Source organism: Bacillus sp. AFS012607, from assembly GCF_002558005.1.
GTDB classification, from domain to species: domain Bacteria; phylum Bacillota; class Bacilli; order Bacillales; family Bacillaceae_G; genus Bacillus_A; species Bacillus_A thuringiensis_S.
Genome location: NZ_NTVM01000013.1, coordinates 230,611 through 243,522, shown reverse-complemented (window position 1 = coordinate 243,522; position 12,912 = coordinate 230,611). Strand labels below are relative to the sequence as shown.

The window sequence follows — 12,912 nt, the reverse complement described above, 5'->3', positions numbered from 1 at the left end:
CGTTATGAGAAAAAGATTCGTTCAATTTTCTTTTGCAGTACAGTATCTAAAGATTTGACAAATCCAGCAAATTCATCGGTAGAAATCATATGAGTAAGAACGAGTCGTCTGCCATCTGGTGTTTCACCGCATAAGACGAATGAAGAAAATTCATATGTTTTGTTTTCTACTACTAATTTTGGGTAGGAATACGTGTCGCTTTTCTTCTTCTTTCCATCAATAGAGATGACGTTGCATTTTTTCTCATTGTTGTCCATGATGAACCCCTCCTTTCTATTACTTATGGTAGACAAGAAGGGTTTAGAACAATAGAGAAAGGGGAATTTTTATGGGTGTAGTAATAGAGTATATTTCGAAAGAAGAAGCTATACCGAAGTCTTTATTGCTACTTGCTGATCCAAGTGAACGGCAAATAGCTACATATGTACAAAGAGGATTAACATACGTAGCAAAGCAAGAGGGTAGCGTTATCGGTGTATATGTTCTTTTAGAAACAAGGCCAAAGACGATGGAAATCATGAATATTGCGGTTGCAGAGCATGTGCAAGGAAAAGGGATTGGAAAGAAGCTAGTAAGTCATGCTGTAGAAACTGCTAAAGGATATGGTATGTCAAAACTGGAAATTGGTACAGGTAATTCTAGTGTTTCACAACTTGCTTTATATCAAAAATGTGGATTTCGTATTTTTTCTATTGATTTTGATTACTTTTCAAAGCATTATGAAGAAGAGATTATTGAAAATGGCATTGTATGCCGTGATATGATTCGGCTTGCAATGGAATTGAATTAGAACGTATAACTTATTTAGGGGGAAGAGAAGATGGAAGTACATAAAGCAATTACAGCACATTCTCGTAAACAAAATGAAAGTGTAAAAGCATGTTTACAATTAGATGCGCAGCGTGAAGCAGCTATTGAAGCAGCCGTATCTCTTGCGTCAAATGGGAAAGAATTTTCGGTTGATGTCATTAATGTTGTAACAAAGCAAATTAATGATCTTGCAAAAAATGGTGTTACCTTGCAGCGTAAATATGTTACAGAAGAAATGGTTATGGAGTATGTAAGTCGTTTACAAGAGAAAGAAGGTCGTTAAAGATGATAGTTACAGTCGAATGGTTACGTGAGCATATAGAAGATGAGAACGTCCGTGTAATCGATTGTCGTTTTGATTTAGCGAATCCTAATTGGGGTAGAGAAAAGTATGAAGAAGAACATATTCCTCATGCTTTATATTTTGATTTGAATTTAGATTTATCAAGTCCTATAGTAGAGCATGGTGGCCGCCACCCGTTGCCAAGCATTGAAGAGTTTGCGGACAAGCTTTCGGAGGTTGGTATTGATGAACATACGACAGTAATTGCGTATGACAGTCAAGCTGGTGCAAATGCTGCTCGTTTATGGTGGTTATGTAACTATGTAGGACATGAGAAAGTATATATATTAGATGGTGGTTTCCCGGTTTGGAAAGAGAATGGACTACCGACAACAACGGAAATTCCTGTTGTTATACGAAAAACATTCAAAACAAACATACAAGATCATATGCTTGTATCGATGGAAACAGTAAGAGAGAATATCCAGGCAGGTGCAGATGTTACGTTAATTGATTCAAGAGAGCCAAAACGTTATGCTGGTGTAGAGGAACTTGTCGATCATAAAGCAGGACATATTCCGACAGCAGCAAACTATTTTTGGAAGGATGGAATGTTGCAATCAGGACAATTTAAGAATGAAGCTGAGCAACAAGGACGATTCCAAAATCTGTCGAAAGATAAGGAAACCATTGTATATTGTGGTTCTGGTGTTACGGCATGTCCAAATATCATTGCGTTAAAATTGGCTGGATTCCAAAATGTTAAATTGTATGCGGGTAGCTGGAGTGATTGGATTTCTTATCCAGAAAATCAAATTGCAAAAGAAGAAGATTAATCACTTGCATGCAAAAATAATTTGTATTAAAATAAGGTCACAAGCAAGAGATTGCTCGAAAAACTTTGTATTTTACACATTGGAAACAATGTGATAATATAACGACAAGTAAATAATACATCCTGCGGTGTACGTAACTTATTTATGTCTAAAACCGATGTTAGTTATACGGAAGCTCAATATTTAGCGACCATCATCAAGCCTTCCTTGTGGAGGAAGATGTACGGTAACTGTGAGGGCATCCACCTGCGAGTAGCGGGTTTTTGGACATTTACGAGGAGCGGCACGTGCGGGGGTCTTATTTCAACTAACCTTATATAAAATTCCTACGGTGTACGTAGCTTATGCATGTCTTAAACCAATAAGTTTAATATGGAAGTTCAATATTTAAATGTAGCTAACATGCCATCTTTTTAAGAAGGAAGTTACAAACATTTGTGAGAGCATCCACCTGTGAGAGCAGGTTTATGGACATCTAGAGAGAACGGCATATGTGGGGCTATATAAAAACCTTACGTTTTATACGTAAGGTTTTTTTGTTGCATAGATATATCAATATTATCTTGATTCACCTGTGAAGTTTCCGTAATAAATGTAGCACTTTCTGTCTTCATCAATCTCTCTTGAATCCAAGGAGAATTCCATAGACATGCCGTCTCGCTGAATATATATAATATCTGAATGAAGAGATGGTAAAATTTCTTCGTAGTTCCATACATCTTGACTATCTACTAAGCTTGAACTCGTTTCACTTAGTTCTCTAATTTCAAAACCGATGTGGGAGTATGTAGGGTCTGAAGGGTCATTGGCGAAAACTTCTTTTTGAATATAAATAACTGCTGTTCCGTCTGGATCAACCGAAGTTGCAGTAACAACATAAGTATTTTTCTCTTTAATAAAATATTCACAAGTCATGCGTGCGATGATTTCAGAATTAGAAATATTGGCGTAGTTCCATAAAGCAGGATACCCTTTCGTTTCATCATTAAGTCGATATTCTAAGCGCATTTCATCCCTCTTCTTCCTTTTTCTTCTACTTTATCATGCCATCCTATATAATAGGAATAGAATTTAAAAAGGGGAGTGCGAAGGTGACAAAAACGAAATGGCTAGTAGGTGGTGTCGTAACGTCTTTAATGACTGGCACTTTATTTGGTTGCGCACAAGATCTTCCCCCAAAACCGAATGATAATAGTTGTTCTGATTGGGATTGGGATGATGAACTTGGGGTATGGCAGTGTGATGATAGTAGTTCAGGTTATCGTGGGCATTATTTCTATGGTGGGCGATATTATCAAAATAAATCCACTTTTAAAAATTCATCGGCGTTTAAATCGTATCAATCGTCTGCTGAATTTAAAGGTGGAATTGGAAGCGGTTCAAAGGGAGGATTTGGGGGCTAAAATATGTCGCAATACATAAGGGATCGAAAAGATTTTTATTTAAAATATCCGAATTTTTGGTCGGATTTATATGAATGTGAATATAGTTTGTTTCATGTTTTTTCTATAACAAATCAGACTTTGGAACAATTACACTTAGCGACTGAACGAATGGGTAAAATATTTTTTAAGACTGCTAGACTTTTGCGAAATTTAAGTGACGAACAGATTCTTGAGCTTGGTTTTCCTCCTGCGAGCTTATCATTCATTAGAATGAAAGGATTATATCCTGAATCTGTTATTTCACGATTTGATTTCGTTATAACGGTTGATAACCAAATTAAAATGCTTGAGTTTAATAGTGATACACCAACTTTTATTATGGAATGCTTTCAAATGAATGGAAAAGTTTGTGAAAACCTAGGTTATGATGATCCAAACTCGGATCAAGAACGATTACTATCTTCTGGTGTTACGAAAGCTGTAATGGAAGCGACAAAGGGATTAGACAATCCAAATGTTGTTTTTACAGCACATCATGAACATATTGAGGATTGGAATACGACTATGTATTTAAGTCAGTTATGCCATGTTGAAAATAAAGTAGTGCCAATGTCAGAACTTAGAATTACGAAAGGTGCTCTAGTTGATAAAGATGGGGCGAAGATTGATGTTTTATATCGTCAAACATATCCGATAGAAGATTTAATTGAGGATCAAGATCCTGAAACAGGAGATTTGGTAGGTGTGGAACTGCTGCAACTTGTAAAAGCCGGAAAGCTTTTTATAATAAATCCTTTGTCAGCATTTTTACTTCAGCCAAAATCAATTCAGTGTCTTATTTGGGGGTTAGCAGAAGAAGAAGTCTTTTATACAAACGAGGAACAACAGTGGATTAAAGAATATATGTTACCTACATATTTAGAACCAGATTTATTTTTAGGAAAAGGTTCTTTCGTTCAAAAACCTTCATTTGGTAGAGAAGGAGATACAATTACGATTCGCGATAAGGATGAAAATATTATGCTTCAAAATGCACATCAAACGTATAAAACTTCACTGCCGATATTTCAAAAGTATATAGAACTTCCAGTCGTATCCTTGGAAACAGAAAAAGGGATGGAGAAACTGTCGTATGTGTTTGGTTCTTTTTTAATTGCTGGAAAAGCAAGTAGTATCGGTATTCGCGCGGGAGAAAAGATTACAGGAAATGAATCGTACTATTTACCGGTAGGTATAAAAAGGAGGGGGAAAAATGATTAATTTTTTATCATATTTAGCAGTAACACTCGGACTTTTATGTATTGGTCTGTTCTTGATGGAAGTGACAACGAAAGTTAAGGAATTTAAGTTAATGGCTCAAGGGAATAAGGCGGTAAGCTATGTGCTTGGAGGACGATTACTTGGGTTAGCTATTGTTTTATATTCGACAGCAGCTAATTCAATTTCACTTCTTGATATGATTTCGTGGGGAGCAGTTGGGATTTTGGCTCAAATTATCGTTTTTTATTTAGCTGAGTGGCTTACACCACGCTTTAATATAAACAAAAGTCTTGAAGAAGATAATCAAGCAGTCGGTCTTTTTCTTATGTTTTTATCGCTTTCAATTGGGATTGTAATTGCTGGCTGTATAACTTATTAAAAACTTTACGTTTAAACGTAAAGTTTTTTATTTTATTCCGCTATTTGCCGGGCAGCCCGATTGGTGAGGGCTAATAATCAGTGGGGGATGAACAAAACCCCACTGATTAAAGTTTCACTTTATATATGTTAGTTTGCCATACCTTTTGAAAAAATTGTAGGCTACGGTTGACATCTATTTTAAATAAGAGTAACATTTTCAATGTAATGAAAATAAGTCTCTGTTAGGTGAGGCTCCTGTATAGAGAAATGCTACTGCCCAAAAATGTCGAGAGACGCCAATGGGTCAACAGGAATGATCGAATTAAGGTTTTTCTTAACGTAGCTGGTAATGTACCTATGCTATACAGTGCTAAAACTCGGTGAGGGAGAGGTCCGTAGATTTCTAATTATATTAGAAATCGTTTATTTGTGTATGTAATGGCCACTACTCTCTTAAGGGTAGGGGTCTTTTTTGTTACCAAGCTATGAGTAATTTCATAGTATAAACTATAAAATTAAACGAGGAGGTGAGGAGCATGTCAAATTCTGACTCGGTTCCGTTACCCATATACTTCAAATCAAAAATATATGATGTAGGCAGGAAACGATTTGTTCCTCCCTCTATATTTATCACAATGTAGCGTTTATAAAGCGCTAGACACTTTCACAGTAAAGTGGATAAATTGAGAAACAAAGCGTTTCTTCCTATGTTGTAAAGGAGGAGACGATAATATGTTATATGCAAACAAAACTGTGGGTAACACGTCATATAAACTAAGTAAAAAATCAATAAAAGAACAAACAATGCTTCAAAAAAATAAAGATTTATTAATTGAAATTGCAACAAGAGATGTAAAATCTGTATTTGCATATTTTAAAACAACAAGAGACGGACTATCAATGAAAGAGGCACAAAAACGTATTCAAGTATATGGCCGAAATGAACTAACTTCAAAAAGAGCACTTCTTGCAGAAGTAATGATGAAGCTTGGTGGCATGATCCCAGGTTTTTCAAAACAACGTGTGTGTGATGAGTTACAACGTGAAACGATTACTGTATCTAGAGTAGAATGTTCTAGTAGTACAGGGCTAAATAGTGAACTGAAAATGATGGAGATACCAGTGCAAGAACTTGTACCTGGAGATATGATTTTTCTTTCGGCTGGAGATGCTGTGCCAGCTGATGTACGTATTATTTATGCAGATGATTTATTAGTAAATGAGTCTGTGTTAACGGGAAACGAAGCGAGTATAGAGAAGTTTGAAAGCTGCTATCACCTTGAACGTAAACGATTTATTCCATTAAAACGGATGAAAGATTATAATCCACTTGAGCTTGAAAATGTATGTTTTAAAGGTTCGCATATTGTTAGTGGAAATGCAAAGGCTGTCGTTGTTTCTACTGGAAAAAATACGTATTCAGGCATATTGCATACTTGTTGTAGTAGGATGTCTTAATGTGTGAATGGTGCTAAATATACAAAAACCATGTATAATAGACAAAGTTGAGCAAAAACGTAGAATGGTAATCTATTTATATAACCTTACGTGATAACGTGAGGTTATTATTTTTTTAATAGGAGAGGAATTATGAAAAAAGTATTATTAGTTGATGGTATGGCACTATTATTTCGTGCTTTTTACGCAACAAGTGTCTACGGACAATTTATGAAACGACAAGATGGAACCCCTACGAACGGGATTCATGGTTATATGAAACACTTGTTAACAGCTACGCAAGCGATCGAACCAACACATATCGTTACATGCTGGGATATGGGAAGTACGACATTTAGAACAGAATCGTTCTCGAATTATAAAGCAAATCGTGCAGCGCCACCAGAAGAATTAATTCCTCAATTTGATTTAGTGCAAGAAATGACTGCGAAATTATCCATTCCAGTTATCGGTATGAAAGGCTACGAAGCCGATGATTGTATCGGTACGCTTGCAAAACAATATTGCAATGAAGCTGAAGTTTATATTTTAACTGGTGATACAGATTTACTTCAACTTGTTGATAAGAACGTTACAGTTATGCTTCTGCGTAAAGGAATTGGAAATTACGAATATTACACACCGGAGAAAATCATGGAAGAAAAAGGTGTAGAGCCGTGGCAAATCGTCCATGCAAAAGCTTTCATGGGAGATACAAGTGATAATTATCCAGGTGTAAAAGGTATCGGTGAAAAAACAGCGTATAAGCTTATTCAAGAGCACGGAACAGTATCCGCTGTACTAGAAAATGTAGAATCATTAACGAAAGCGCAGCGTACGAAGATTGAAAGTGATTTAGAGAACTTAAATATTTCGTTGCAATTAGCACAAATTCACTGTGAAGTTCCAATTTCATGTGCACTAGAAGAGGGACTACACACAATGGATGAAGAAAAACTTAAATTTGTTTGTGAAGAAATGAATTGGGGAAGACCTGAAATATTAATAAATATGCTATAAATAGTTTAGAAAGAGGGATGTTGCATAAGTCGAACTTTGACTTATGCAACACCTTCTTTTTGTTTTTATAAACAGTATTATAGTAAATAAAATTATGTCGAAATCAATTTTAAATATATAAATGTTTCGACAAGATATAATGATAAAAGTTGATGGAAATAGTAATTTTTATAATGAAGTGAATTAATTTCAACATAGTTTTAGAGAGTCTTTTTTTCGTGTTCACAAAGTTGTCAGAAAATAAACGGAATTTTCATATGAAGTTCAAATAGAATTCACAACAATCAATTATTATAAGGACACACAGATAATTCTTTATCTTTTATATAAACCATCCCCCAAGGAGGACAATGAAAATGAGAAAAAAAGTGAGAAAATCTTTTAAACAATTATTAATTGAAAATAAACAATCACTATTAAATAATAAAGAAAATATGAAAGAAATTGAAGAAAGAATTGAGAAACGACATGTAGCATATAGTGGTGCCAGTAATTAAATAAAATAAAAAAGATAGCCTATATAGGCTATCTTTTTTATTTTATATTGAAAAAACGCTATTCATCTCTTTAATTTTGTAAATATGCAAGATATTTTTATAGTGTTTTTCTATCAATATTACTCATTTTTCGAGGTTGAAATTGGTATATACCAATTTTTGAGATTTACTATTCATAATATTACAAAAAATGTTACAATACACTCAAATTTATACTATAAAATCATTTTAATATGAAAAATTGGAATGAAAAGAAAGGAGAGGAATATGAATAAAGATGTCGCTTTGAAATGATTAGTATCATTTCATTAGGAGTTGATGTAAAAAGATGAAGAGATACGAAGAATTGGACTCTATAAGAGGGATTTCTTCATTAGTAGTAATGATTGGTCATCATTTAATGATTTTTTCAGCATTTCAAAATTACAGTTATGAAGATAATAAACCATTTGTTGTGTATCTATTAAAAGAAACACCTGCTCGTCTAATTTTTAGTAGTGGTAACGAATCTGTTATTATCTTTTTTGTTTTGAGCGGATTTGTTTTGTATGAATCTATTCAAAAAAACTATAGTAGCTATGGGTCATACCTTTTAAAACGTATATGCAGAATATATATTCCTTATATTGTGGCAATAATTATAGCGATTATATGCCAGACTACAATTAGTGAATATGGTATTTCTTATTTAAGTGAATGGTTTAATCGCTCATGGACGATTGAAAGTTCTTCAAGCTTAATCGCACAACATATTTTATTGGTTGGGAAATATAATACAGATGCATATAACGGTGTGATTTGGTCGCTTGTCCATGAAATGCGAATATCAATAATTTTCCCGTTAATTTTGATGATTTGCTTACGAAAAACGTTAAGGGGTTCATTACTATTATTGTTTAGTTTTAGTATATGTTCTGTCATCATATTATTTTTGTTTCGTTCGGGCTTAACATTAACAAGCTATGCATTAACTTTGCATTATACGGTGCTATTTTTACTAGGAGCACTAGTTGCGAAGTATAAAAATAATTTAATAGTTTTTTATAGTAATTGTACTAAAAACACGAAAATTGCATGGTTTTTATTTGCGATTTTACTTTTTATGTATGAAGGGCTTATTGGAGAAATGAAAGTGCTCAATAATTTTATATTTCGAGACTATGTAGTGGCGATAAGCGCATGTCTATTTGTCATATTAAGCTTGTCAATATCAACTTTGTCGTCCTTACTACGTAATAAATACTTATTATATTTGGGGAAGATTTCTTACAGTCTTTATTTATATCATATTATATCGTTATTTTCCCTTATATACATGCTCCATAAAATATTACCGTTGCCTATTATTTTAATTTTTTCACTTGTTTTTTCGTTTATATTTGCAATGCTTTCGTATATATATGTAGAAAAATTTGCATTGAGAGTCGGAAAGTATGTAACAAAACAAGTGGATAGAAAGGAGAAAGGGTTATCTGTAAAGAGTGACTTGCAGGATGTTATTCAGAAAAGGGCGGTGAAATAATTGAAGCAAGAAATGAGTATAAAAGATTTTCAACAATTATTGAAAAGAAGATTCGTAACGATTATTTTAACGATGTGTTGTTTAACCGCTTCTTTAGTTCTTATCTCTATGTATGTTTTAAAGCCGTCATATCAATATTCAACGCAAATTCTTGTTGGGAATTTAGATGAGTTTAATAAGGAAAATTCAACAAATAAAACACAAGAAAATAAGCAACTAGTAACATCGTATGTCGATATTTTAAAAAGCCCATTAATTATTTCAACAGTTAAAAAAACTTTGAAATTAGAGCAATCAAGTTATGAATTAGCACAAAAAATCTCGGTGGTAAATACGGACAACTCACAAATTGTAACTGTTACAGTAAAAGATTCCAATCCGAAAGTCGTGAAAGACATAGTAAAGACATTGGCAGAGCAATCACAAAAAAGCTTTCAACAGTACACAAATGTACAAGGAGTGAAAGTATTAACTGATCCTGAGTTACAGGAACAGGCCGAAAAATTGTTTCCGAAATTTCAACTAATCATTCCTATTTCTTTAATTGTTAGTTTTTTTGTTGGTATAGGTTTAGCTGTATTTCGAGATTATTTTGATGAACGTATATACGTGGAACAGGATTTAGAGAAAATAACTACAGTTTCTGTTATTGGTTACATAAATATGAAACCGAATAGAAAAAAGAAACCTACAGAGGTTGATAAACAATCATCTATATATCGAGGTGAACATGTCGATGTTTAGGACAAAGAAACAGCTGCCATTCAATATGCATGATGATCTGATGAAAGAGCAGTTTTATACGGTATATCACGAGCTGAAAAAATCTGGAAAACAACTGTTCACAGTTAGTTCAACGAAGGACAGAGGTGTTGTTGCCTCGCTTATAGTAAATATGGGGCTAGTGTTTGCGGAAATGAAGAAAAAGGTGTTACTTATTGATGTGAATTTTTCTGACCCTAAACTACATGTATTATTACAAAGTAATCACATGATAACAGTAAACGATATAATAAGTTCTTCCCCCTGCAATTATGAATCTTTTTCTAGTAATTTGTCTAAATACTTATATTGTATTCCTGCAAAAAAAACAGTACACACAGGGACACCCTTAATTGCTATGGATGAATTTGATAATGCGATTGCTAAGTGGAAAGAAGATTTTGATTACATTTTCTTTTATTCCTCTGAAGTATTTGACCTTCCTGCTACGCACATTATTGCAGGGAAGTGCGATGGAGTGGTTTTAGCAGTTAAAAAGCGAAAAGATTCACTACGTACAGTGCAAAAAGTAATAGCGGATATAAAGAGAAAAGAATGTGAATTAATAGGTATAATTTTATATTCTTGAATGTGGGGGTAACGATCCATGATTCGTGAAACAAATCAAGCCAAGTTGTATACGATTCCGGCTCAAGAAAAGCCTAGCATATTGAATCGAAGTGTAAAACGCTTGTTTGATATTATATTTTCAATCATATTGTTACTATTAACGATACCAATTATGTTGTTCTTTTGTATTATGATTACTTTAGAAACATCAGGGGCTCCAATTTACTTTCAAGAACGTTTAGGTATAAACGGGAAGAAGTTTAATGTATTTAAATTAAGGTCGATGGTAAAGGATGCTGAAATGAACGGACCACAATGGGCAAAAGAACATGATCAAAGAATTACAAAAGTTGGATTGTTTATAAGAAAAACGAGAATTGATGAATTACCACAACTCTTAAATATTTTAAGAGGAGATATGTCTTTTGTAGGTCCTAGACCAGAGAGAGAGTTTTTTTATAATGAATTTGATGCGTATATTCCAGAATTTAAGGATCGTTTAATGGTAAAACCAGGCTTAACAGGATGGGCACAAATAAATGGAGGGTATAATCTTGATCCAAAGGAAAAGTTGAGGTTAGACATGGAGTATATTGAAATGAAAACGATTCGGATGGACATCCGTATTTTATGTAAGACCGTTTTAATTGTATTGAACGGTAATGGTGCAAGATAAATATATATGTAAACAAACAACATATGTAAGTAGGTTACTTGCAAAGGAGAACTGGTATGGGTAGATCTATTCTAAATAATATTATCCATCTATTTTATAGCACGATTTTAGCTAACCTTCTTCAGGCTGTCAGTTTAATTGCTTTAGCAAACTTTTTTAACGCACAACATTATGGGATGTTTAGTGTTGCCATAGCAGTGACGTTTGTTATGTTATTTTTTACAGACTTAGGACTTAGTAATACATTTCTTCGAGAAGGGGCAAAGGATGGAGCAGATTTAGAGAAGATTTTATCATCGTATATAAAAACAAGAATGATTCTACTTATTTTTATTTCTATCATCGGTTATATTTCTATTCATTATATGTATGTAGATAAAAATTTAATTTATATGATGATAAACGTAATGTTTTTCATGTTAATAGGATTAACTTGGCAAAACATAGGGATTGCCTATTTTCAACTGACGGAACGTATGAAGTATATAGCGCTCATTAAAGTTGTATCATCATCGGTTGTTATTATAATTACATGTTTTTGTATTTTCGGAGAGTTACCGGTGTATGTAACGGCTCGCTTATATGCTTTTGGGTATATGATCGGCGGTTTATTCAGTATATATATCATGAGAAGAAAGACGAAAATGAATATGAAAGTCGTAATTCATAAAGCGTTATTTTGGCAATTAACTCCTTTTATTATTAGCGGTTTTTTAATAATGGGTACGCCACAATTAGCGCCTATCTTGCTTAACTATACATTGCCATTAAATATGGTAGGTGTTTTTGCAGTGGCGTACCGGATGCCAGCAGCTTTATATCAAGTACCAGGGGTAATTGCAGGTGCATTTTTTCCAGTGCTCTTTAAGCATTATAACCAGAATAATTTAGAAGAGCATACGAAATTAAATTTGCTTCAAATTAAATCAATGGCGATTGTAGGAATATGTATGACGATCGGTTTATATCATTTAGCACCATACTTTATTTCTATATTTTTTCATGAAGAATGGAGCAATGCAGTAGAACCACTCCAAATATTATCATTTCTTATTGTGCTACAAAGTTTAAATATTGCCATTGCTGACGGTTTAACGACGAGTGGATGTCAAAATAAAAGAACTGTTGTGCAGTGTGTAGCATTGGTGATAGGTGGGGTTATGCTTTATAGCTTTAGTATTATTGGTGGAGTGATAGGAGCGGCATACGCTATGGTTTTATTTGAAATCGTCGCTTTAGTGGGATATATAGCGGTAAGTGTAGTGAAGAAAAAAATTGTATTCCAAATTGTAATACCGTATACAATTTATTTTGGTGTAACCTTTATTGGAGTGCAATATATAGTGCATACATATCATTTGATTGCGCTTGTTCTTAATATACTAATTGTAGTAGCTGCCATATTCCTATATGATTATGAGCTAAAAAAACTTCTTCTTTCTTTTATAAGAAAAATACGCAAAAAGGATTATATTACGAAACAGGGGATATAGC

At 33.6% G+C, this 12,912-nt stretch carries 16 protein-coding genes, 2 other RNA genes and 1 riboswitch; of the genes, 16 read left to right on the top strand and 2 right to left on the bottom strand.

The features are described from left to right. Positions 1–2: 2 nt before the first annotated feature. Positions 3–257, bottom strand: coding sequence for a DUF3931 domain-containing protein (locus CN409_RS17900; protein WP_000369740.1), 255 nt, complete (start codon positions 255–257; stop codon positions 3–5). A gap of 71 nt (positions 258–328) precedes the next feature. Between CN409_RS17900 and CN409_RS17895 the strand changes: the two genes are divergently transcribed. The 5 genes from CN409_RS17895 (at position 329) to ssrS (CN409_RS17875) (ending at position 2,433) form a co-directional block, all read left to right on the top strand. Then, a complete protein-coding gene (locus CN409_RS17895) occupies positions 329–790 on the top strand; it encodes a GNAT family N-acetyltransferase (protein ID WP_000539328.1) in 462 nt (153 codons plus the stop codon). Positions 791–820: 30 nt separating this feature from the next. Next, positions 821–1,093, top strand: coding sequence for a YpbS family protein (locus CN409_RS17890; RefSeq protein ID WP_000451820.1), 273 nt, complete (start codon positions 821–823; stop codon positions 1,091–1,093). A gap of 2 nt (positions 1,094–1,095) precedes the next feature. Then, positions 1,096–1,929, top strand: a complete 834-nt coding sequence (locus CN409_RS17885) for a sulfurtransferase (RefSeq protein WP_000637581.1) — start codon at positions 1,096–1,098, stop codon at positions 1,927–1,929. 116 nt (positions 1,930–2,045) lie between these two features. After that, a non-coding RNA gene (gene ssrS, locus CN409_RS17880) (6S RNA) lies at positions 2,046–2,228 on the top strand. Between the two features lie 21 nt (positions 2,229–2,249). After that, positions 2,250–2,433, top strand: a non-coding RNA gene (gene ssrS, locus CN409_RS17875) — 6S RNA. Positions 2,434–2,487: 54 nt separating this feature from the next. Here the strand turns inward: ssrS (CN409_RS17875) and CN409_RS17870 are convergent. Beyond that, positions 2,488–2,937, bottom strand: coding sequence for a hypothetical protein (locus tag CN409_RS17870; protein WP_001235522.1), 450 nt, complete (start codon positions 2,935–2,937; stop codon positions 2,488–2,490). A gap of 83 nt (positions 2,938–3,020) precedes the next feature. Between CN409_RS17870 and CN409_RS17865 the strand changes: the two genes are divergently transcribed. The 11 genes from CN409_RS17865 (at position 3,021) to CN409_RS17815 (ending at position 12,911) form a co-directional block, all read left to right on the top strand. Next, a complete protein-coding gene (locus CN409_RS17865; RefSeq protein WP_000169030.1) occupies positions 3,021–3,332 on the top strand; it encodes a hypothetical protein in 312 nt (103 codons plus the stop codon). A 3-nt stretch (positions 3,333–3,335) separates the two neighbouring features. Beyond that, positions 3,336–4,574 (top strand): glutathionylspermidine synthase family protein, encoded by a 1,239-nt coding sequence (locus CN409_RS17860; protein WP_000084926.1) that lies wholly within the window; start codon positions 3,336–3,338, stop codon positions 4,572–4,574. Beyond that, entirely contained in the window at positions 4,567–4,953 is a 387-nt protein-coding gene (locus CN409_RS17855) for a DUF350 domain-containing protein (RefSeq protein WP_000606873.1), read from the top strand. Before CN409_RS17860 ends, CN409_RS17855 begins: the two co-directional genes overlap by 8 nt. A gap of 212 nt (positions 4,954–5,165) precedes the next feature. Further along, positions 5,166–5,331, top strand: a riboswitch (M-box (ykoK) riboswitch). Positions 5,332–5,666: 335 nt separating this feature from the next. Then, the gene (locus CN409_RS17850; RefSeq protein WP_000964950.1) at positions 5,667–6,392 is read left to right on the top strand and encodes a P-type ATPase actuator domain-containing protein; all 726 of its coding nucleotides are present in this window, start codon (positions 5,667–5,669) and stop codon (positions 6,390–6,392) included. 132 nt (positions 6,393–6,524) lie between these two features. Continuing rightward, entirely contained in the window at positions 6,525–7,391 is an 867-nt protein-coding gene (locus CN409_RS17845; protein ID WP_000757068.1) for a 5'-3' exonuclease, read from the top strand. 356 nt (positions 7,392–7,747) lie between these two features. After that, positions 7,748–7,888 carry an FbpB family small basic protein gene (locus tag CN409_RS17840; RefSeq protein ID WP_001228048.1) on the top strand — a complete coding sequence of 47 codons (141 nt, stop codon included), beginning with the start codon at positions 7,748–7,750 and terminating at the stop codon, positions 7,886–7,888. Between the two features lie 328 nt (positions 7,889–8,216). Further along, positions 8,217–9,410 carry an acyltransferase family protein gene (locus CN409_RS17835; protein ID WP_000833052.1) on the top strand — a complete coding sequence of 398 codons (1,194 nt, stop codon included), beginning with the start codon at positions 8,217–8,219 and terminating at the stop codon, positions 9,408–9,410. Beyond that, on the top strand, positions 9,411–10,154 hold the full coding sequence (locus tag CN409_RS17830) for a YveK family protein (protein ID WP_000807060.1): 744 nt from the start codon (positions 9,411–9,413) through the stop codon (positions 10,152–10,154). Further along, on the top strand, positions 10,141–10,761 hold the full coding sequence (locus CN409_RS17825) for a CpsD/CapB family tyrosine-protein kinase (protein WP_041488115.1): 621 nt from the start codon (positions 10,141–10,143) through the stop codon (positions 10,759–10,761). The genes CN409_RS17830 and CN409_RS17825 overlap by 14 nt, the downstream gene beginning before the upstream one ends. A gap of 18 nt (positions 10,762–10,779) precedes the next feature. After that, positions 10,780–11,418, top strand: a complete 639-nt coding sequence (locus CN409_RS17820) for a sugar transferase (RefSeq protein ID WP_000617647.1) — start codon at positions 10,780–10,782, stop codon at positions 11,416–11,418. 56 nt (positions 11,419–11,474) lie between these two features. Then, a complete protein-coding gene (locus CN409_RS17815; RefSeq protein ID WP_141527713.1) occupies positions 11,475–12,911 on the top strand; it encodes an oligosaccharide flippase family protein in 1,437 nt (478 codons plus the stop codon). The last annotated feature ends 1 nt before the right edge of the window (position 12,912 follow it).